Source organism: Bradyrhizobium sp. LTSPM299, from assembly GCF_000938235.1.
Lineage (GTDB): Bacteria > Pseudomonadota > Alphaproteobacteria > Rhizobiales > Xanthobacteraceae > Bradyrhizobium.
This window is the reverse complement of record NZ_JYMU01000085.1, coordinates 170,264-192,036: the sequence shown is the minus strand read 5'-3', so window position 1 is coordinate 192,036 and position 21,773 is coordinate 170,264. Positions and strand designations below refer to the sequence as shown.

The window sequence follows — 21,773 nt, the reverse complement described above, 5'->3', positions numbered from 1 at the left end:
CTCAATGGCCAGCTTTCAATTCATCGATGGGGCAACGGCGTCGACGACGGCGTTCGTGTAGGAGTCGGTGATCGGCACGGTTACCGGCTTCTGCTCACCCTCCTCAAGAAACTTATAGTTCTTCAACATGCCATTCTCTTCGATCCTCGGATTGTCGCGGAAGGACGGAAGGGTCAATTTCCATGCCAGATCGAACTCGGCCTTGGGAACCTGAGTGAAGAACGGCCGTACTGCCTCCCGCGCTTCGTCCGGATTGGACTTCATGTAGCGAAGACCCTTCCAGAGCCCGCGCACCACCTTCTGCGCAAGTTCCGACTTTCCTGTGATCCAATCATTACGGGCAATGAGGGTATAGAAAAGAATATCGGCGAACGGGGGGTATTCACCTCTGGCGAAGTCGAACAGCATCGCACCGCCGAAGCGCTCGATTCCCGTGGTCGAGGTCGGCGCGGACAACGCGTATCCATCTATCCGCTTCTGGCCGAACGCGGCCAGCATGCTGCCGCCACCGCCGATCGGCGTGATGGTCACATCCCGGTCCGGATTCAGACCGCCGAACACAGCGATGTGTCGGACCATCAGGTCTGTAAGGCTTCCAGGACCCGCCACCGCGATGGTCAGGCCCTTCAAGGCGGCTGCCTTCGCCTTCGGGTCCTTCAAATTCGCAAGATCGATCTTCTTCGCCGCGTCGGCGGAAAGCACCAGATCCGATCCAAACTGCGTCTGAACCGCTGCGAAGGATTGAACAGGCTGCCGCTTTTCCTGAGCCCGCAATTGAACGCTCGGGCTGCCGACGTAAATATCCGATTGACCACCCAGAACCGCGGCTAACGCCTCGGCTCCGCCTTTCGAGAACGTGATCACCTCCACGTTCAAGCCTTCTTCTTCGAAGAAGCCCTTCGTACGCGCCACATAAATGGGGAGGTAGATGAACCCCTCGCTTGGCTGTCCCATCACAACCTTCTGCCTGGATTGAGCGATCGCCGGAGAGCCCAGCAAGTTGGCAGCTCCAAGGCCGGCAAGGGCTATCGCCTGTCTTCTTGAAACTTGCATGAGTATCTCCCGATACGAAAAGGAAAGTGGACCGAACTGCGGATTGACTAAACTGTTACTTCGCGTTGTTCTTCAGCCTCTTTCCAGGGCATCAGGACGCGTTCCAGCGTCTTGACTGCGAAGTTCAACAGCATGGTGAGTGCGACGATCGCGATCAGGGCAGCGAAGACGCCGGGAGTGTCGAACTTCGACGCGGCATTGGAGATCAGATAGCCGAGGCCTCGGTTCGAAGCGATGATCTCGCCGACGATAGCTCCGATGAGGGCGTACGGTACGGATAGCCGCAAGCCGGCAAAGACCCAGGTGATGGCCGATGGAAGCACCAGCTTCAACACCAACTGCCGCTCGGACGCTCCCATCAATCGGATAACGGTTAGCTGTTCCCTGCTTACGCTTCGCACGCCGGTGTACGTGTTCAGGAAGACGAGAAAGAACACCGTGACGGCAGCCAACACGATCTTCATCTCGATGCCGATGCCGAACCAAAGCACGAACAGCGGCGCCAATGCCACCTTCGGAAGGCTGTAGATCGCTGTCAGGAAGGGATCGAGGATGTCGGCGAGGATGCGTGAACGCCCGAGGATTAGCCCAACGAGGACTCCCGCGCTTCCGCCGATCAGAAAGCCGGCGAGCGCTTCCACCGTCGTGATCGAGGCGTGAAACAACAACTCACCGCTGCGCAGAATCGCCCAGAAGCTTGCGGCGATGTCCGATGGCGTCGAGATGTAGAACTCGCTTCCGGACCAGGCCGAGCCCAGCTGCCAGACGATAACGAGGGTGGCGAACAACCCCAGACGCGCAAGCATGATTGAGCGATATGAGAGGTCCTTTTCCATTGTGGCTCTCCCTAGGCCGAGGCCGCCGTCGCAGACGGCGAGGGCGTCGTCGCCAGGTCCGGTGTCAGCATCGCCCAGAGTTCGTTGGTGAAATCGTGATGACGGGGGTCGAACCTCAACCTCGCCAGGTCGCGGTCTTTGGGCAGAGGATTGTCGAAGACTTTCGCGATCGTTCCCGGGCGACCTTGAAACACGGCGCACTTATCGCCCAACGCCGCCGCCTCCTCGATGTCGTGCGTCACGAACATCACGGTCAGATTGAGCTTGCGGCAGATCCTGAGCAGTTCGGCCTGAAGTGTCAGCCTGAGTTGCGCATCGAGTGCGCCAAACGGTTCGTCGAGCAGAAGCGTTTCCCGGTCGGCCGCGAGTAGGCGCGCAAGCGCGCAACGCTTGCGCATTCCGCCCGAAATCTGGTTGGGATAGGATTTGGCAAAGTCGCTGAGCCCCACGAGCGAGAGAAGTTCCTCTACACGGGCTTCTCGATCGCGTTTCGCAAGCCCTGCGACCTCCAGTGGGAGCGAAACGTTCCCGGAGACCGTCCTCCATGGGAGCAGGTGATCCTGCTGCGTCATATAGGCGACTCGATGGTTCAACCCGCCGACCGGTGCTCCGTCGTATGTCACCGCACCTTGGCTTGGCCCGATGAGTCCTGCCGTCAGATTTAGAAGCGTGGACTTGCCGCACCCGGACGGCCCGAGCAGCATGGTGAGCTCGCCGCGTCTTACCGAAAGTGTGACGTCGCGGATCGCGGTGTAGCTCTGAGAGCCTGATTGGAATGTCTTCGTGACATCGGAGAAAACGATGAAGCCGTCTGGCTGAAGAACTTTCATCCCGCTGTCACCCTCTCCCGGCAATCGCAGGAGAGTAGGGGCAAGACCGACCTAAGGCGCGACCGAGCGGGCCTTACTGCTTGTCAAATCGGGCCATGCCTGCGCGCGGCGGTAGGCGTGATGCCGGCGACGCGCCGCATCATCCTTGCGAGCGCCGAGCCGGATTCCATTCCAATTCTCCAGGCGACCTCCCCGACGGACAGATCCGTCTCGGTAAGCAGTTGGCGTGCTCGGACGATCCGTTCCTGCTCATGGAATTCGCTCATTGTCATGCCGGTCTTTTCGCGGAATAACCGGGTGACATGACGTCTGGAAAGGCCGAAAGCGCTGGCGATCAGGTCCAAGGAAAGGTCACTGGCAGCGTTGTCTTGGATAAAGCATTTTATTTCCGTGACAAGCGCATCACCATGGCTTCCCGGATTCGACGTCGACACGTGATCATTACGCTCGATCCGGCTGAGGCAGTTGATGAGCAATGCGGCGACGAGATAGCTACGTGCCGACCTTGCCGCCAAGTCATCGGGATCGCCGGCTTGACACAGACTGAGCAGAGAACGCATCTCACGTGACATTGCGAAGAACGTAGGAGTGTTGAGCTTGGCCCGGACGCGGTTCAGAGACCCAAGCCGTGGTTCCATTCTGGCCAGTTGATCGTCCGTTGCATAGATAGCCAAGTGTTCATGACCGCGGCGGGGCGCCGTTGTCTGATGAGAGAGGTTTTTGGGTACAACAACGAACCGGTCTTCGCTCAGCCAGGCACCGGCTTTTCTTGTCTCGTCCCAAAAATCGACGGAACCAACTCGTGGCAAGAGAATCATCAGGCAATCATGCCAATGCCAAGGCATGTGGTAATTGTCACCGCCTCCGACCAACACAAGCTGGCCGTCATCGGCCGCAAGTATCCGGGCATCGGATGATGTACTACGAAGCGTTTGAATGGATCGGAGCATTTTTTAAACTAACATCTGCCGGCCTATTGGCAAGCCATCGAATGCTCGGGACGAGCCGGTTGGTCGCATTTCAGCTCGTGGGGAGTGGTCTCTAGGCGGATGACCAGAGGAAATATCGCAGATTTGCGTGCAGGGAAAAGCAGTAGCGATCGCTCACTACAAAAATCATATGTAAATCAATCGTTTAGATGGTCGAGTTTTTTTGGTGCTTAGCATTTGGGTTCGCATTAGGCACCGGGTGCTTTCAGCTTTGAAGAAATGCAGACGACGACATCAACGAGTCGGCCGACTTGCTGCCGAAGGGCACCTTGGCCTTCAATCCGAATGAGGCCTGCTCACCATTGCCGCGCGCCTATCGATGGTGCGACGGTAGCACTTACATGGCTCACACAGAAAGAACGTATCGCTGGCGTCAAATCGAAATTCCAAAGGTGCTGTTCGAGGAGCCGCTGGTTTATCAAGGAGGCTCTGATACTTTCGTGGGGGCCTGTGATCCAATCGAATTGACGTCGGAGGAGTGGGGGCTGGATTTCGAAGCCGAAATCGCAGTCATTACCGGCGCCGTTCGCATGGGTACACCTGCTTCGCGCGCAGGCGCGCACATCAAGCCCTTGATGCTGTGCAACGACGTTTCCCCGCGACGAAGCCGAGACCTAAACCACAGGTTAAGCCACGACTTTCGTCAGGACGGTGAACCTGAAAGGGCAGCGCTTGCTGTCGTATTATTGCCTACGACGATACCTATCGAGCAATGTCTTCCTGGCAGGGCAGCCCACTCGGCAACCACGTGTCCAATGATGGATTCGAGCAAGAATTCAGAGTTTTCAATCGTTTGGAACGCGGCGTGTGCACGACGTGTGCACCGAGAGATCAAAGAAAATCTAGCTACTCCTTGTCTGAGCAAACTGAATTGAACGCGCGGAGATGCCAGCCGTAGGGGCGGTTTGCGAGGCTAGTGGGCTCGTCGGCAAGTTCCAAAGCGCCGATCACTTGCCGGAGGGCCGGTTGAACTCGCCGCGCAAAGCGGAGGCTCATATCCGCTCAATGAAGTATCGGAACGACGCCAAGAATGCCCGCGACGACCAATATGACGAACATCAACAAAAATGCCCATTTGAGGGTGAAGCGTTGATGTGCTCCGAATTCGACGCCGGCCAACCCGATCAGCACGTAGTTTGCTGCTACCAACGGACTTAGTTGATGGACGGGCTGTCCGATCAATGACGCTCTGGCGATGACTTCGGGTGCGATGCCGTAGCCCTTGGCGGCTTCAGCAAGGAGCGGAACCACACCGAAATAGAATGCATCGTTTGAAATAAAGAACGTGAATGGTGCGCTGAGCAACGCAGTAATCAGCGGCAAATGCGGTCCCGCCGAGGCGGGGATCATCTGGATTATGCTCTGTGCAATGGCATCAGTCATCTTTGTACCCGACAGGATGCCTGTAAAGACACCGGCGGCGAAGATGACCGCTACCACCGATAGCGCACTTGCCGCATGCCTTGCCATGCATTCCTTCTGATCGCTGAGCTTCGGAAAGTTAATCGTAATCGCGATCCCGTAAGCGACCATGAATAGGAGCGGCAGCGGTACGAGACCAGAGACAAGCAGAACCATCAAGGTTACGGTCAGCAGAAAATTGAAGGCCGTCAGAACCGGCGACTTTTCGTCCTTGACCTCGCCCGTCGGATCGATTTCCACCTTGCCACCGAGCGCGGATGGCTCGGAATGCCCATTGGGGAGGCTTACTAGACCGGTCCTTTTTCGTTCCTTCACGCCAAGATACCAAGCGACTAGTACCGTTGCGAGACACGCCATTAGCATGCTCGGGACGAGCGGAAGAAACACTTGGCTCGCATCCAGCTTGAGTACCGTCATGACGCGGGCGGTCGGCCCGCCCCACGGAGCGACGTTCAGGATGCTGTTGCTCAGCATCGTCACGCACGGAAGTATAAGTGGATTAATTCCAAGATGACGGTGGAGCGGCAGCATCGCCGTAATGCAAAGCAGATAGGTCGTTGAGCCGTCGCCGTCGAGCGATATTACAAGGGCGAGCACGGCGGAGCCGATGATCAGTCGAACTGGATCTCCGTTGGCCAGACGCACGATGAGCCGAACGAGCGGATCGAACAGCCCGACATCAATCATCAACCCGAAATACAGGATTGCAAATAGAAGCAGGATTCCGGTGGGTGTAATGGTTCGAATGCCATTCAAGACCATGGGTCCGATGGTGAATCCAAACCCACCGATCAGGGCGAATCCGATCGGTACCAGGATTAGAGCGATCAGAGCGGTCATCCGCTCCATCATGATCAACGCCATGAAAGCGATAACCATGGAGTAGCCCAGAATAGTTAGCGACATTTCATCCCCTATGTTTGATTTCGATTGGGTTCATTCGGGGCAAATTCGCCGTGCCAGAATCCGAGTCCCAACTCGATCGTTTGCGCGGCTACTAGGCGTCTGCGAATACGACGCAAACCGGGCTTCCCGTTTCTATTGTTTGGCCCGTGTGCCGCAGCCTTCCCGTGGGGGTGTCGATTTCGAACTGAACGATTGAATCCGTCAGCTCGTTTGCCGCATAGAGATGCCGATCGAATGGACCAAGGGCGAAGAAGCGCGGACCGTTGCCTTGAGCCGGCGTCCACTCAACGGATGAAAGCAGACCGGAGCGATCATCAGCGGAAAACAAACCGATGCTGTCATGGCCGCGATTGGACACGTAAACATGTCGACCAGATGCTGCGATCGCGATCTCAGCCGCCCGATTGTTTCCGACGTGATCTGGCGGCGTTGAGGGCAGGATCTGCAGGGGCTTCAATGCGCCGAGATCCGGATTCCATGCATAGGTGGTCAGCGTGGAATTCAACTCGTTGACGACATAAGCGAGGTTTTTGGTCGGATGAAACGCGATGTGACGCGGGCCAGCTCCCTCCTGCGTTTCGGTCAACGGAGGATCATTGGGAAGTAGCTGGCCGTCAGCATCCAGTTTGAACACGAAAATCCTGTCGAGGCCCTTGTCGGGCACCGCGATGAAACGACGATTGCGATCAAACGCAGCTTGGTGGGGATGCGAGCTCTTTTGTTCGATGCGATGAGGGCCAGGTTCACCTAGAAGCGCTGACTGATGGCGGACTTGGCCAAGCGCGCCGTTCTCGTCAATGGGCAAGGTTACGACCGTGCCTGTGGCGTAATTGGCGAGGACAAGATGTCGATTGGATGCATCGACCGTCGAATGGACGGGATTGGATCCTTTGGTTGATTGGGTGTTGATGAAATCCAGTCGGCCGCTTCGAGCATCGATCCGAAACGCGCTGACCTCGCTCTTGTCGCCGTGGACGCTGTAAAGAAATCGTCTCTGCTGATCGAGCGTCAAAAAGGACGGATTGACGAGATCTCTCTTGACCTCGACCAGGGTCCACTTCGAGGTCATCCGATCTACCTGGTAGACGCTGATCCCTTCGCCGCGCGCATTCCGTTCCTTGGATGTGCGGCTGCCAACGTAAGCAAAGAATTCGGCCGGTCGGTCCGGGCTCGAGAGCGTTTCCGGCACGCTGGATCGGGGCTCCGCGCCACGAGCGGGTCGCGGGACGATGGCCGTCAATCCGAAACTGCCCGCGATACTGAGTGCGCTTTCAAGCAAGCGTCGTCGTGAGACCGTTGCACGGTCTGCTTCCGGAAATTGACGCAAAAAGGCAGGTAAATCGCAGTGATTCATCAGTCTCTCCTCCCAGAGCAACACCATGGCGGCTTGATCGCCACTCTTGCTCGGACAATAATTGTCTTTTGAGGTTCCGTAGCACTTGTTTTTTGGATATTCAAGAAATAATATAGAATGAAAGAAAACCCGCGTTGGAGGCGCCCCCTTTGTCAAACAGCCTGAATCCCACCCTTCAGTTTGCCGGACGAAGCGTCGGCTATGTGCCGATCTCGGCGGTCCCCAATCTGTCGCGACTTCCATTTGCGCTGCGCGTGTTGCTGGAGAATCTACTTCGGCAGCAGGCGGTGCGCGGCGAGGACACAGCGGGGCAGGTGAGCGACCTTCTGGCGCGCCGGATTGGAGCGGCGCTTAATTTCTATCCAGCGCGGATCTACGGCCAGGATATTTTGGCCAAGGTCATGCTCGTTGATATGGCGGCGCTGCGCGATGCGCTGGCGCAGTCAGGGCGCGACCCGAGAATGGTCAATCCGGCGGTGCCGGTCGATATCATCATCGATCACTCGTTGCAGGTCGACGTGGCAGGAACGCGCGACGCATCGCGCTTGAATCTTGAAATGGAGTATCACCGCAACTCGGAGCGGTTCGCCTTCCTGCGCTGGTGTTCCGAAAGCTTCGACAACGTGCGCGTAGTTCCGCCCGGCAAGGGGATCATGCACCAGATTCATCTGGAGAAGATCGCCGATGTGATCCGGCACGATCCACTGACCAATCTGGTCTATCCAGATACCTGCGTCGGCACTGATAGCCATACCCCGATGGTGAATGGCCTTGGCGTGCTCGGCTGGGGCGTCGGCGGCATCGAGGCCGAAGCCGTCATGCTTGGCAAGCCGCTGTCGATCGCCCTGCCTCGTGTCATCGGTGTCGAAGTGCGCGGCACCCTCAATGAAGGCGTTATGCCGACTGACCTGGTGCTCGCGTTGACCGAAAAACTTCGCGCCTTCGGTGTGGTCGGCGAGTTTGTCGAGTTCTTCGGGCCGGGAACCGCCGCGCTTTCCCTGGCCGATCGTGGAACGATCGCCAACATGGCGCCGGAATACGGAGCAACCGCGGTCTATTTTCCGATAGATAGCCGAACCATCGACTACCTGCGAATGACGGCGCGTCCTGCAGGGCAGATCGAGCTTATCGAGGCCTATGCGCGCGAGCAGCAATTGTGGCGCGACGAAGCCACGATCGCGCCGGAATACGATGCGTTGATTTCGTTCGATCTCGCATCGGTGCGGCCGTGCATTGCGGGGCCGAAAAACCCCGAGGACAAAGTCGATCTGACCGAGGCAGCGAAGGCGTTTCCCGGCCACGTCCGGCAAATTGTCAATCGGCCACTCTCCGCGAAGCCGTCACCAGTCGAAGGCGTCGACTATGCGCTCAAAGACGGCGATATCGTTATAGCCGCGATCACAAGCTGCACCAATACGGCAAACCCGGTTGGCATGATCGCCGCAGGACTTGTGGCGCGCAACGCACGTGCCCGCGGGCTCGCCACCAAACCCTGGGTTAAGACGTCGCTGACGCCGGGCAGCCACGTGGTTGCTGCAGTGTTGGAGAGATGTGGTCTGCAGGGCGATCTCGACGCCCTGGGCTTCCATATTGCCGGCTTCGGCTGTGCCACCTGCAACGGCGGATCCGGACCGCTCTCGGCGCCGATTGCCGAGGCTATCGAGTCGAACAAGCTCGTTGCGGTCGCAGTACTTTCAGGTAACAGGAATTTCAGAGGACGTATCCATCCCAATGTGCAGGCGGCGTACCTGGCGTCTCCCGCGCTTGTGGTGGTTTACGCAATCGCGGGCTCGATGACCGCCGACATCACCACCGAGCCGCTTGGCGTGGGAAATGATGGTCAGCCGGTATTCCTGAAGGACATCTGGCCGTCCACTGCGGAAGTAGAGCAGATCAGCGGCCGGGCCTATACGTCTGACGTGTTTGCGGAGAAATATGCGGACCTGTTTGACGGTGGAGAGATGTGGGACCGGCTGCCGCGGACGCCTTCTGCGTTGTTCGGCTGGCAGCCGGACAGCACCTACGTACGGCGACCGCCTTACTTCGAGGGGCTGGCGCGCGAAGCCGACAAGAACTTCGATGTAAGGGGAGGGCGGGCGCTGGTATTGCTTGGCGACTCCGTTACCACCGACGACATCTCGCCTTCGGGTGCCATCAGCCTGGGAACGCCTTCTGCGGACTTCCTGCTGTCGAAGGGCGTAGCCAGGGCTGATTTCAACAACTACACCACCCGACGGGGTAACCATGAGATCGCTGTGCGCGCGACTTTCGCCAATACCCGGTTGAAGAACCTCATGGTCCCCGGCATCGAGGGTGGGTTCACCAAACTGCAGCCGGAAGGTTCGGTCGCGAGGGTATTCGAGGCGGCGGAGGAATATCTGAAGCGAAAAACACCGCTCGTGATCGTTGCTGGCAAGAACTATGGCTGCGGCTCGTCGCGTGACTGGGCCGCAAAAGGCGTGGCGCTGGTCGGTGCAAAGGCCGTGATCGCTGAAAGCTTCGAACGCATCCATCGCGCCAATCTGGTCGGAATGGGTGTACTGCCACTCCAATTTGAAGCAGGAACTTCGATCGCATCGTTGCAACTCGACGGGTCCGAGACATTCGATATTTCCGGTCTGGACGCCGAATTCGGGGTACAGGGCAAGGCGCGGTGCGTCGTCACGCGCCGGGATGGCACACGCACCGAAATTCCACTGCTCATTCGGCTTGATACGCCGGAGGACATAGCCTATTGGCGCCACGGTGGCATTCTGCCTTTCGTGTGGCGCGAATACATGGACAACGATGGCCCGCTCGCGAGGACCGCATGAGCCAGCACTTTATTCCTGCCGTCTTCTACAGGGGCGGCACCAGCAAAGGCGTATTCTTCCACGCGCGCGATTTGCCCGAGGACCGCAAGGAATGTGACCAGATCCTGCTTGCGGTGCTTGGCAGTCCCGATCCATATGAACGGCAACTCAATGGCATGGGCGGAGGGATTTCGTCGCTTTCGAAGGCTGTCATCATCGGGCCGTCGACCCACCCGGACGCCGACATAGACTATACGTTCGTTCAACTCGCTGTTGACGAGCCGGTGGCCGACTGGAGCAACAATTGCGGAAATCTGTCCTCAGCCGTCGGACATTTCGCGGTCGACCAGGGTCTCGTTCGCGCGCGTGACGGGGAGACATTGGTACGTATCCACCAGACGAATACGAAAAAGCTGATTCACTCCCGTTTTCAGGTGAAGGACGGCAAGGCCGAAACGGCGGGCGACTATGCCATCGCCGGCGTGGCCGGAACGGGATCGAGAGTCCGTCTTGACTTTCTTGCTCCGGATGGCGCGGTCACCGGCAAGTTGTTGCCTACCGGAAACCCGGTCGACAAGATTGATCTCGGCGCCGATGGCACGATCGAGATATCGATTATCGATGCGACTTCTGCGGTAGCCTATGTTGATGCGCACGCGCTGGGACTGGAAGGTTCGGAATCGCCCGAGCAAATCGAGGCGCAGCCACGCGTGATGAAAATCCTGGAAAGGCTTCGTCGGCATGCTGGCGTCATGATCGGATTGTCATCCGAACCGGACAAGATAGGACTGCAGACTCCGCGTATTGCACTTGTCGCCGCTCCCATATCATTCAGGAGCCTCGATGGCGCGACTTACGAGGCTGATGGTTTCGACGTCGCCACGCGGATGATGTCAATGCAGCGCGCGCACCGCGCCATTCCCGGTACGGGTGGCCTCAATCTGGGTGTCGCAACCCAGGTGAGGGGGTCTATTCCAAACCGGTTGTCGCGTCCTGCGAATACGGCCGGGGAAGTCCGGGTGGCCAATCCCTCAGGGTTGGTATCCGTCGGCGCTGTCGTCCGCCAAATCGGTAGTGACTGGACGGCGGATAGCGCGGTATTATTCCGAACCGCCCGCCGCTTGATGCAAGGTGAAGTGGCGGTACCTTGGAACGCAGTGACCTAGAACCATGCATGGACCGCCGACCGCGCTTCATATCAGTCTCGCCAACCAAATCCTGTCGCAGGCGCGGTTGTCCGGTTGGAAAGCCGGCCATCATCTGACAGAGGATTCACTTCAGTTGATGCTCGGCACATCCCGCACGCCGATCCGGGCGGCCATGTCGCACCTTGAAACGATCGGAGTTCTGGAAAAGAGGCCGAATCGTGGGTTTTTCCTCAAGAAGATTCCTCCATCGGACCTCGACGACGAAACGGTGGCGACCGCTCAGGATGACGAGCGCATCTATTTTGCCATTGCGATGGATCGGTTGTCGAACGCCCTTCCGGAATCGGTCAGCGAAAATGAGCTCATTCGCCGTTACGATATTTCGCGGGCGCGCCTGCGACACGTCCTGGCGCGAATCGCAACCGAGGGCTGGATCGAACGCAGGCAGAGCCGCGGCTGGGCATTCCAGCCCCTGATTGATTCGCTCGAGGCCTACCGTGAAAACTACCGATTCCGCCAGATTATGGAGCCGGCTGCGATCCGGTCGGCGGAATTCGAGGTCGACACGCAAAAGATCGAGTCGCTGAGTGCGCAACAGGAATTCGTGCGTGATCGTGGGTACCGCACACTCAGTCAGGTCGAACTATTCGAGATCCATTCGAACTTCCATGAGACACTGGCGACTATGTCGCACAACCGCTTCTTCGTGCAAACGCTCGCGCGACTCAATCAATTGAGGCGACTCATGGAATATGGCCGGCCACTTGACCGTCAGCGTGTGCGCAGGGTGTGTGATGAGCACCTTAGTATCCTCTATCCGTTGAAAAAGGGCGACAAGGAGAGGGCCGCCCAACGGCTGGAACAGCATCTGAGCTCCGCGGCGGACGAGAAAACGGGTGGTTCGTTTCAGTCTCGTTTGACGCAAGCAAGCGGTGCAGATTAACGATCGAGGCCTGTGAGTTGATTGTCGGCAGGCGGCGGGTGGCGCGCCAAAATCGACGATATCTACGACATTATCCGCGGGTGTCGGCCGAGCGGCGTCGCAAAGCTATCGGCGGCGATTTCGCCCAAGGCTTATTAGCGGATTGAGCGGCTATGGAACGGCCGTTATTGGCGCGCACAGCGGACATTCGGTTAACCGAGAACGCAATCCGCACAACCTTTCGGCTCGACGGCGCTATCGCGGTGGATACTCATAATTCGAAGTTCGTGCGCGGCTTGACACATGTCCGCTATCCGGCGAAGTGCAGATTCAAACCGGACATTGCGCCGCGTTTTCTAATTGGAATCGTTTGGTGACGGTACTTTGCAGACGGAGATCGAACACGGCGCCGGCCGCTTCGAAGTGCTACAATCGACCGAATGATGCCGATAGCTAGCGAAACCACAAAAATATTTTTGCGATGATTTTTCCTTTAAAATCAAAAGCGTAACTTTTTGGCGGACCCATCGTCGGAATATGTTCGGCCGCAGAAAAAATTTCGGAGGAGTTTCAATATGCTATGCGTGATTTGAACAATCGAGTGGGAGTAGGGGCCCCGGCTGCGATCGCGCATTTTAGCGTAGTCTGGTGGATTTGTTCTCGCTCCTCTCGCATTGAGGCGGTGACCGAGGTGGTGAGTCTTGCTTACCCTGATCGAGGTCTGTAATCCACCGCGGTTCGCTAATGGAGAATTGCAGCGCAGTTAATCGTGCAGAAGGGCGGGCTGTCCAAAGCTCCAGTTTCGAGCACCGGCAGGTTTTGGCGCAAAGCGGCCGTTGACCTGGCTGTTACCGATGCGCGCCTTTCCTAAAATCTCACCTCTACGGTGTTGACGTCCCGGAATCGGCGCCGTCGGACGAATGAATTCGATCAAGACCGCAGAATGATCCCTTACGCGCGTTTTCCCATCGGCACCACTTTTCCACTCCGCGGCACCAGGGGCACGACTGCCGCCCTTGCGAGGTCTTCCAAGGCGGTCGCAATGTATTTCGCGTAGTGCCGCTCGATCATTTTGACTGAAGTGTTGTGCAGTTTGGCGACCTGTTGGATGGGCAAGCCCTTTCGGAGACCGCGCACGATGCTCGAGTGCCGCAAAGCATAGGGAATCACCTCCGGCATACCGGCGTGCTCGCGAATGGCCTTCCACGGAAGTGTAAGTTCGCCTCTTTTCCACGGACCGCGTTCAGACTTCTTCCACGCGATGCCCCCGGCTCCTGTTCATGGATCCATCGCTCGAAAAGAGGTGCATCGCTTGGCCGCCCGGCGATTGCGGGCAAAAGCACCTCAATCACATCGTCGCCCACTGGGACCGGGTCTAAGCCGCTATTGCCGCCGCGCCCCTTGTAGGAGCCCGACACCATCAAACGCCGTGCAGAAGCCTGTACGTCGCCCACGCGCATTCGCCTGACCTGGGTATACCGCGCGCCGGTCGCGGCCAGACATACGACGACCCGATACAGATCGGCTTCGAATCCTTGCGCCTGATCGACTTCACACGCAGCTTGAAGGATGGCGCCAACCTCTTCATCCGTGAGGATCTGGTTATCCCGAGCAACCGATACATCATCATCATCGAGCCGCTCGGCTTTGAAGCCGGCCTTCACAATGGCAAGGAACGTCGGAGTTAGTTTCTTCCGATCTTCGGAAAGCCGCGGCCACGCGGCATCTAGTGCGGCCTTGAGGTCAGGGTCGCGAAGTCATTGAATGATTTCGACGTCCCGGTCGGGCTCGCGGTATTGGGCGCAATTTAAGTCCGGCCATAGACGCCGCGACGGCTAGACCTGGCCCAATCCTCCATCAACGCACAGGTCAATGCCCGTAATGAACGAGCTATCGTCGCTGGCGAGGAACAGGGCCGCCGACGCAACCTCAGCAGGCGCTCCCATGCGCCCAAGCGGAATGCGGGCAAGGAGGTTCGGTCTGCCTTGCATTACCTGCTCGAGGGAAACGCCCATTTTTCCTGAGAGCGGCGTCTCTGTCGGTCCGGGGCTGAGACAATTGACGCGGATCTTGCGGTCCTTCAAATCCGTCGTCCAACCTCGCGCGAATGAACGCACGGCGGCCTTTGCCGCTCCATACAACTGAAAGCCTGGCGTCGCCTTAAAGTGGGCGACGGAAGAGGTCAGGATGATGGATGACCCGTCTGGTAACAAAGGAAGAGATTTCTGCACGGTGAAGTACAAGCCGCGCACGTTGACACCGAACTCGCGGTCGAAGTGCTCCGGGGTAACAGCCGCTATCGGCGCGACCGTCATGATCGCGGCATTCGCAAAGACAATGTCCAGGCGGCCGTATCGCTTGCCTATCTCGGCATAAAGGCGGTCAAGATCGTCGAGATTTGCGACGTCACACCGAATCCCGATCGCACTTGATCCAACCTCGGACAGAGCAGCATCCAGGGCGTCTTGGCGCCGGCCGGCTATGACGACGGTCGCACCTTCGGCTGCGAATAGCTTAGCTGAGGCGAGGCCGATGCCGCTGTTGCCGCCGGTGATAAGTGCGATCTTCCTGTCAAGCTTTGCCATTATCTCTCTTCCTTCTCGTATTGTTGGGTCCGCCTCTTGCGCGTCAATCCCTGCGCGAAGCAGCGGCTTTAAAATAAGAATGTGTGACGACGACGGATCAGACAAAACGCGGCCTAATCATCTGGCACTTCAATCAAGTCGGTGATGGGGACCCACCTCGTGCCATCGAAACGCACAATCTTCCCTTGATTCCATGGCGTATAGTTCGAGGGAGACATGTTGATCCTGATTCCTGGCAGGAACATTGGCATCTGCAAATCTTTGACTGTTGTCGCCTGTTTGATCAGGTTTTCCCGCGTCAGTTCCTCGCCACATTTCTTTAGCAGCACAACTGCCATCTCGGCGGTCGAGTACGCATATTGTGCCGCCGAATCCGCTGCGTTTTCCGATGGCGCCCACTTTTTCATGAAGGCGTAGTAGTCGCGCATGTCACCGTCAGTCTCCCAGATGGTGTCGCCCGGCGCCTTAGCGAAAACGGCGGCGAGAGCGCCGGTCGAGGCTTCAAGGCCCGCGGGCTGCAGCACGGTCGCAATCTGGGACGCGCCAATCGGCAATATCTGTAATGGTCGCCAACCGATCTCGCTTGCCTTGCGGATCGCTTGCGCGGCAAATTTGGGAGTAGTCGCCTGAAAGAAAGTGTCCGCCCCCGACGACTTAAGCGAGGCGATCTGGGAATCGATCGTTGGCGAGGAGAGCTCGTAACTCAACTCCTGGACGATCATGGCGGCGGCCTTGTCGCCTAGTCCGGCGCGAAACGCACTTACGAACCCCCTGCCGAAGTCATCATTCTGGAACAGTATTCCGATTTTAGCGTCGGGCTTGCTCGCCAGAAGATACCGCGCGTGTATCTTGGCCTCCACTTCCAGCGACATGACGAACGTGGTCGTCCACGGCAGGTTCTTCGGATCGGAGAATTTTGGCGAACCCGTGCCGATGAGGATTTGCGGCACCTTGTTCCTGTTCAGGTATTTGGAGATCGCGAGGTTACCCGGCGTTCCAAAGGTGCCGACGATTGCGAAGACCTCATCCTGCTCGATCAGCTTGCGAGTCTGCTCGACCGTCTTGGGCGGACTGTAGGCGTCATCGAGGGAAATCAATTTGATCTTTCTACCGTTTACGCCGCCGCTGGCATTGATCATTTCGTAATAGGCGCCTTCGATGCGCCCAATTATGCCGAGCGCGGAAGCAGGCCCGCTATAGGGAACGGTTTGCCCAATCTTGATCTCTGTATCGGTAACGCCGGGGCCGTATTGCCTTTCGGCGGCCCCGGCTCCGGCTACGAATGCCAGCAGAAAGACGGTGGTGAACGCACATATCGGAGCCTTCATCTTGTTCTCCCGGTCACGTTTCCTGCCGTATCACCGCCGGACAAAAAACTTGACATAACCTATCCCTGACACTCTTCTTCATTGGCTGACGCGTGGCCGTACGGAGCAATCCCACGCTGCGCGGCGATGCGATCCAAAGTTAAGCAAGCATTGGCGGTTGGACAATTCGTTGATGTTGGAACAACCTGTGCAGAAGCCCTTACCAATCCAGCGCGCCCATCTTGATGGGCTCGTGACGTTTCTGGTCGTAGCCGAGCTGCGTGGCTTTCGGGCTGCCGCGCGCCATCTCGGGGTCACGCCATCGGCGGTAAGCCAGATGATTGGTTCTTTGGAACGCCGGGTTGGAACACCGCTGATCTCGCGAACCACGCGCAGTCTCGCCCTGACGGAAGCTGGAGAACGGCTGTTGGCGCATGCGCGGCCCGGTATCGAAATGCTCACCCTGGGCTTGAGTGCTGCAGGAAGACTCGGCGAGGAGGTGAGCGGTCGTCTCCGCATAAATTCTCCACGCTCCACGCTGCCTCTTCTCGCTAATCGACTTCTGCCTGACTTTTGCGAGCTGTATCCCAAATTGCAGCTTGAAATCATTGGAGAGGATCGCCTGGTCGACATCGTAGCCGAAGGCTTTGACGGAGGTATTCGGCGCGCAGATTTTGTCCCGGTGGACATGATTGCTACCCGGCTAACGCCCTCGATTCGTTTCGCCGTAGTGGGGACCCCGCTATTCTTTCAAAGGTTTGGTCGTCCCATCCAACCCAACGATCTGTCGCAGTTCAGGTGCATCCAGATGCGGCGTTCGGCCACCGCGATGTTTGACTGGGAATTCAATATCGAAGCGGGACGCAGAAAAATTCAAGTTGATGGCCCACTAATATTGAACGACGTGCATATGGTGACGCGAGCAGCGCTGAGGGGGGTGGGTCTGGCCCGCGTGCCGGTACCCCTCATCATGAGTCAGCTCGTACGAGGCGAATTGGAAATAGTTCTCGATGAGTTCGCAGTGCAGGAGGCGGGCCTGATGTTCTACTACCCGAACCATAATCATACCCAAGCCAAGCTAAGGGCATTTGCAGACTTCGCTTACGCGCGGATGCGCCAGGATTTTGAGCCCGACGACTACCTTCCCGTCTTGTACCAGGGTGCAGGGGTGGCATTGGAAGTCGACGCGCGCCACGAACGCATCTAGACGCCAGGCCCTGCAGCGGACAAAAGCGCGACAGCATTAGGTACGCTCACGCGACATTCGCTTCTGTATTTCGGACCGGCTACCGTGAAAGCCGGTGGCAACCAGATTACGCCCGGAGACGAATTTCGTCAGCAGATTTCATGAGCGGCAACAATCGTTCCCGGCATTCTTCGACCGTGATCAACTCTTCCGGCGGGCAGCGTGCGATATGCATGTCGGCCCCGTGATAGACTATTTCCCCCTTGAGAATTCCGTGCTCGTTGTAGGGAAAGAAATTGTTGAGGCTCTGGCTGACAATATAGTGCGCGTTGGGTCCGTCACTCAAAACGACACCCTGCGCCTGCAGCTTGTGACCGGGCCAGAACCGATGGCTGATGTAGTTGGTCATCAACCCTTCGTCAGAAACCATGATATACTCGTCGGTGTGGTAGATAACGGTACTCTCCGCCTCTACCAGCGAGCGATAGAGACTTCTTACGGCGGCCATTCCGTCAGCGATGCGTAACTGATCGCGGTTATGAATCCGGTAAACGGGTTCTGGCACCGTCATATCCGGAGTCAGGATCTGCTCCCACAGACCGCAGACCTCAAGATTGGCGTGACGTCGATAATTTTCCAGAATCGCCTTGTGCAATTTATTCCTTGTGGCGTCTATCGCGGCGTCAACGACATGTATACGTTGCGTGATATCGAATTTCATTGCTTGCTCCACTGGCTGTCATCTTGCAAAGTCCCAAGGACAGCGTGCGCCTACCGACAAAGCTGGACCTTGCGAGTCACCAATCATCATTGACCGGCCGTTCCGAAGGCGATGATTACAATTCCCCGGGTGTCCAACAATCATCGTTGTCGATAACAGGCTGTGAAGCTGCGCTTAACATGACTGCCACCAAGTGCTTATGCCCGTCCCTGTTCGCGCTTTCCGGTGGAGCCATTGTAATTGACAGTTGAACCCAAACTGCTGGAACGGACGGAGGATTATTGAGTGCCCGGGTCTTTGTTCCGCCATTGGTTACAACGCTCACAGGCATGCGCCAAATCGCTTTGAGATTGTTGCTTGAGGTCGAATTAGGAACCCACATTTTGGTGGGCGGAGAGCGACTCTCGATGGCCTCCGGTGAGGTCGTGCTCACGCTAGGCCTCGGGCTGTCACAGCAACGATAGCGAAGTGCGACGCCATGGGATCGATTAATACGAAGCCTGTCGTAGCGCCGCTTGAGTCTCAGGGCCTCGTGAGACCTCTCTCTCGCTGGCTTTTCTCTCTGGCTTTCCATCGGCCAAAATTCACATTTAGGTGCTTAGTCAGGTCGCACGGGACGGCTTGACCGCGAGGGTCTTGACACTTTAAAATGGTCGGACCATTAGGTAGGGCCTGAATGCTTGCGCGGATGTGACCCCCGTGCCTGTCATGACAGTCGCTCCGTCTTGGGGAGAAGGAACCTGCGAGTGAGCGTAGACACCTCGGATTTCGACGCCATCGTCGTCGGCGCGGGCATGGCCGGACACTGCGCGGCTTTGGAGGCGGCGCGACACAATGCTTCGGTACTGCTTCTGGAGAAGACGGAGAGATACGGCGGCAGCACGCGAATGTGCGGTGGCGCCTTCGCTTTCGCCGGCACCGAGGTGCAAAAGCAGAATGGGATCGCGGACACGCCGGAACTGCTTGAAGAAGACCTGATGAAGGTAGGCGCGTATCGGAGCGACCGCTCACTGGTACATGTTTATGCCGAACGTCAATTTGAGGCGTATCAATGGTTACAGGCGCTGGGGATACGGTTTGACAAGGTCTCGTTGAGCGGAGGCCAATCGGTTCCCCGAAACCACAGCACGGATCCGGCGGAGGTCCTCGAAACGCTTCACAAGCTCGTTCTCAAGGCGAATGTAACTTATGTGTCCGGCGCTGCCGTCGGCAGATTGTTGAGCGAGCCTGAAGGGCAGGGGCGCAGAGTGACTGGAGTCACCCTTGCGTCCGGACAGATCTACCGCGCGAGAGGAGGGGTCATCCTAGCCAGCGGTGGCTTTTCGCGCGCTCCGGACCTGGTCGAGCGTTTCGTGCCTCACTTGCGTGCGGCGAGGCCGATGGGGGGCCACGGCAACACCGGAGACGGTTTGCGCATGGCTTGGGCCATCGGAGCCGATCTCCTGGACATGCCCTACGCGAAGGGTACGTTCGGCGCACCCTTCGATCCGCCTAGTGCGGATATCGAGGACCACGTTCCTCGCCTCGTATCGGCTATGTACCGGGGAGCAATCATCGTCAACAGCGTCGGCAAACGATTTGTCAACGAATCCATATCGTACAAGACGATAGGGGACCGGTGCTTGATGCAACCGGAAGCACGGGCGTTTCAGATTTTCGACCAGGTCGTGATGGATCAGTCGTCGCCGCTGCCCACGGTAGCCGACTTCAAGGGCGCACTGAACGCAGGAATGATCGAGCAAGCCGATTCCATCGAACAGCTCGCCGCGAAACTGAATATCGATGGCCAGGCGCTGCAAGCGACGATCCGAAGCTACAATGAAGCCTGTCTGGGAACCGTTCAAGACGAATTCGGCAGGACTTCGCTGAGCACTGGATACGGTAAGCCCACTCCCGTCGAGGCGCCATCCTTCTACGGCTACGCCTGCACGACCGGCCTGACATCGACTTACTGTGGTCTTCACGCCGACATCGACGGTCGTGTGCTCGACGTCTTCGGTGAACCAATCGAAGGTCTTTACGCCGCCGGCGAAATCATGGGCGGCTTCCACGGCGAGGCCTACATGAGCGGCTCTTCGCTCGGGAAGGGGTGCGTGTTCGGCCGGCTGGCAGCGCAGCACGCAGTTCGTCGTGCTTCGCGGAGTATTCGATCGTCGCCGATTCGGGCGTCGATGGCGTGATGCGACGCTGAGTGCAGTGATCGCCGGGCCGCCGCTACATGCGCAGGGTTCGAGCCCCTCTTTTGGAAGAGGTCACGGGATGGAAGTCACACAACAGCTCGCGGAATACGCGCTCTCTGTCCGTTTCGAGGACTTGCCCGAATCCATCGCGCGTTCCGCGAAGCTTCTCATGCTGGACACCATAGGCTGCGCCATGGGCGCCATCGGCACGACTTCCGGATTGGCCGTACGTCGGATCGTCCGCCAATCTGGCGAAGGCGGGAAAGCCACGGTCCTGGGAAGCGGCCAGCGAACCAATCCTGCAACCGCGGCTTGGGCTAACGGTCGTCTTGCGAACATCCTCGACATGGACGAGTGCTACAAGGTCCAAGGCCACCACGCCCAGGCCGCTCTCGGAGTAGCGCTCGCGCTCGCAGAGACGGGAGGCCAAGACGGCAAGTCGCTCCTGAGCGCCTTCACTCTTGGCTTTGAAGTCGGCGTGCGCCTTGGCAATTTCTTGAGTCCCCGCGTCACAGTCGATGAGCAAGGAAGGACGAAGGGCTGGACAGGCCTCGTAGGTCCGGGTCAAGGCGTCCATGCTGCGTGTACCGCAGCCGCGAGACTTCTGGCGATGACGCCGGCGGAGCTTTCCGATGCTTACGGCAACTGTGCGCAATATATGGTTGGGCGGGACTGGTCGAAACAATGGGGACGCGACGAGGATCTCGGAATGCTCAAGTACGCCGATACGGGCTGGAATGCGCAGGGCGGTCTGATGGCTGCCTTGCACGCCCGAGAGGGTGTCCGAGGTATCCGCAACATCTTCGATTCCGACAGCTACGCGCAGGTCTTTCAAGGCGTCATTCTCAACCCGGAGGCCATGCTGCGCGGCAGAGGATCCGAATGGTACTTGCCGGAAACCTCGATCAAGTTCTGGCCGTGCTGCCGCTGGATTCACTACGCGCTCACCGCCTTCCACGAAGTCGTGCGGAAAAATAAACTTCTTCCCAACGAGATCGAATGCGTCGACTTGCTTACTTTCCCGATGATCCCTTACCCGCGATTTGCGTCCACCGGCGATCCGCCGAACCTGGTTGCAGCAACGTTCAGCTTCGCTCACGCCGCCGCGATGGTCGCAATGGGCGTTCCGCCGGGTCCCGACTGGTTCACCAAGGAGAACCTCGCAGGCGACAAGGCGCGACGATTGCGCCAAAGGGTTCGAGTCCGCAACGACGAACGGGGATTCGATCCGAAGAGCTGGGGTTTGGAAGAGGGAGTGCTCAAGGTTCCCTCGCGAGCGGTCGTCAACGCACGCGGCCGACAGTTCGAGGCGCAGAGCGATTTTGCCTTCGGAGATGCATGGCCGGGAGCGCGCCGCTATACGGAAGGCGATGTTATCGAAAAGTTCAAGCGAATGGTGCGCCCGATGGCGCCGCTATCCGATCGGTGGGATGCCCGGATTGATCAAATGGTGGATCAGGTCCTCAACGTCGAAAAGATTGGAGATGTGCGGGAGCTCGTTGCGAGCCTCAGTCTCGACGAACGCTGATTTACATCATCCGC

Annotated in this window: 18 protein-coding genes; 8 read left to right on the top strand and 10 right to left on the bottom strand. The window is 58.0% G+C overall.

The window, feature by feature from the left end:
- Window positions 1–15: 15 nt before the first annotated feature.
- The 4 genes from UP10_RS36650 to UP10_RS36635 all read right to left on the bottom strand — a co-directional run bounded on the left by UP10_RS36650 (window position 16) and on the right by UP10_RS36635 (window position 3,537).
- A complete protein-coding gene (locus UP10_RS36650) occupies window positions 16–1,053 on the bottom strand; it encodes an ABC transporter substrate-binding protein (protein ID WP_044592012.1) in 1,038 nt (345 codons plus the stop codon).
- A gap of 47 nt (window positions 1,054–1,100) precedes the next feature.
- On the bottom strand, window positions 1,101–1,889 hold the full coding sequence (locus tag UP10_RS36645; RefSeq protein WP_197086994.1) for an ABC transporter permease: 789 nt from the start codon (window positions 1,887–1,889) through the stop codon (window positions 1,101–1,103).
- A gap of 11 nt (window positions 1,890–1,900) precedes the next feature.
- Window positions 1,901–2,719 carry an ABC transporter ATP-binding protein gene (locus UP10_RS36640; RefSeq protein ID WP_044592011.1) on the bottom strand — a complete coding sequence of 273 codons (819 nt, stop codon included), beginning with the start codon at window positions 2,717–2,719 and terminating at the stop codon, window positions 1,901–1,903.
- Between the two features lie 83 nt (window positions 2,720–2,802).
- The gene (locus UP10_RS36635) at window positions 2,803–3,537 is read right to left on the bottom strand and encodes a helix-turn-helix domain-containing protein (RefSeq protein WP_044592010.1); all 735 of its coding nucleotides are present in this window, start codon (window positions 3,535–3,537) and stop codon (window positions 2,803–2,805) included.
- Between the two features lie 422 nt (window positions 3,538–3,959).
- Here UP10_RS36635 and UP10_RS43580 point away from each other — a divergent pair, with 422 nt between their 5' ends.
- Window positions 3,960–4,583 carry a fumarylacetoacetate hydrolase family protein gene (locus tag UP10_RS43580; RefSeq protein ID WP_156180629.1) on the top strand — a complete coding sequence of 208 codons (624 nt, stop codon included), beginning with the start codon at window positions 3,960–3,962 and terminating at the stop codon, window positions 4,581–4,583.
- Between the two features lie 127 nt (window positions 4,584–4,710).
- Here the strand turns inward: UP10_RS43580 and UP10_RS36630 are convergent, their stop codons facing one another.
- Window positions 4,711–6,036 (bottom strand): CitMHS family transporter, encoded by a 1,326-nt coding sequence (locus tag UP10_RS36630; protein ID WP_044592009.1) that lies wholly within the window; start codon window positions 6,034–6,036, stop codon window positions 4,711–4,713.
- A gap of 91 nt (window positions 6,037–6,127) precedes the next feature.
- Window positions 6,128–7,390: a lactonase family protein gene (locus UP10_RS36625; protein WP_082077497.1), complete on the bottom strand. Its 1,263-nt coding sequence runs from the start codon at window positions 7,388–7,390 to the stop codon at window positions 6,128–6,130.
- A 149-nt stretch (window positions 7,391–7,539) separates the two neighbouring features.
- Between UP10_RS36625 and acnA the strand changes: the two genes are divergently transcribed.
- The 3 genes from acnA to UP10_RS36610 are packed head-to-tail and all read left to right on the top strand — an operon-like array spanning window position 7,540 to window position 12,273.
- Window positions 7,540–10,203 (top strand): aconitate hydratase AcnA, encoded by a 2,664-nt coding sequence (acnA, locus tag UP10_RS36620; RefSeq protein ID WP_044592007.1) that lies wholly within the window; start codon window positions 7,540–7,542, stop codon window positions 10,201–10,203.
- Window positions 10,200–11,348 (top strand): 2-methylaconitate cis-trans isomerase PrpF family protein, encoded by a 1,149-nt coding sequence (locus tag UP10_RS36615; protein ID WP_044592006.1) that lies wholly within the window; start codon window positions 10,200–10,202, stop codon window positions 11,346–11,348. The genes acnA and UP10_RS36615 overlap by 4 nt, the downstream gene beginning before the upstream one ends.
- Window positions 11,349–11,352: 4 nt before the next feature.
- A complete protein-coding gene (locus UP10_RS36610) occupies window positions 11,353–12,273 on the top strand; it encodes a GntR family transcriptional regulator (protein WP_044592005.1) in 921 nt (306 codons plus the stop codon).
- Window positions 12,274–13,203: 930 nt separating this feature from the next.
- Here UP10_RS36610 and UP10_RS46145 read toward each other — a convergent pair.
- Window positions 13,204–13,431, bottom strand: a complete 228-nt coding sequence (locus UP10_RS46145) for a hypothetical protein (RefSeq protein ID WP_245322131.1) — start codon at window positions 13,429–13,431, stop codon at window positions 13,204–13,206.
- 356 nt (window positions 13,432–13,787) lie between these two features.
- Between UP10_RS46145 and UP10_RS46140 the strand changes: the two genes are divergently transcribed.
- Complete coding sequence (locus UP10_RS46140; protein ID WP_245322129.1) at window positions 13,788–13,940, top strand: hypothetical protein; 153 nt, start codon at window positions 13,788–13,790, stop codon at window positions 13,938–13,940.
- 147 nt (window positions 13,941–14,087) lie between these two features.
- On the opposite strand, the gene UP10_RS36600 is transcribed toward UP10_RS46140, so the two are convergent.
- A complete protein-coding gene (locus UP10_RS36600) occupies window positions 14,088–14,837 on the bottom strand; it encodes a glucose 1-dehydrogenase (RefSeq protein WP_044592263.1) in 750 nt (249 codons plus the stop codon).
- Between the two features lie 113 nt (window positions 14,838–14,950).
- Window positions 14,951–16,165, bottom strand: a complete 1,215-nt coding sequence (locus UP10_RS36595; protein ID WP_044592004.1) for an ABC transporter substrate-binding protein — start codon at window positions 16,163–16,165, stop codon at window positions 14,951–14,953.
- A 157-nt stretch (window positions 16,166–16,322) separates the two neighbouring features.
- Between UP10_RS36595 and UP10_RS36590 the strand changes: the two genes are divergently transcribed.
- Window positions 16,323–17,351 carry a LysR family transcriptional regulator gene (locus UP10_RS36590; protein WP_156180627.1) on the top strand — a complete coding sequence of 343 codons (1,029 nt, stop codon included), beginning with the start codon at window positions 16,323–16,325 and terminating at the stop codon, window positions 17,349–17,351.
- A 106-nt stretch (window positions 17,352–17,457) separates the two neighbouring features.
- On the opposite strand, the gene UP10_RS36585 is transcribed toward UP10_RS36590, so the two are convergent.
- Entirely contained in the window at window positions 17,458–18,051 is a 594-nt protein-coding gene (locus UP10_RS36585) for a hypothetical protein (RefSeq protein WP_050043990.1), read from the bottom strand.
- Between the two features lie 746 nt (window positions 18,052–18,797).
- On the opposite strand from UP10_RS36585, the gene UP10_RS36580 reads away from it, so the two are divergent.
- Both UP10_RS36580 and UP10_RS36575 read left to right on the top strand, forming a co-directional pair.
- Window positions 18,798–20,231, top strand: a complete 1,434-nt coding sequence (locus UP10_RS36580) for an FAD-dependent oxidoreductase (RefSeq protein ID WP_050043989.1) — start codon at window positions 18,798–18,800, stop codon at window positions 20,229–20,231.
- A gap of 79 nt (window positions 20,232–20,310) precedes the next feature.
- Window positions 20,311–21,759: an MmgE/PrpD family protein gene (locus UP10_RS36575; RefSeq protein WP_044592003.1), complete on the top strand. Its 1,449-nt coding sequence runs from the start codon at window positions 20,311–20,313 to the stop codon at window positions 21,757–21,759.
- Window positions 21,760–21,773 lie beyond the last annotated feature (14 nt).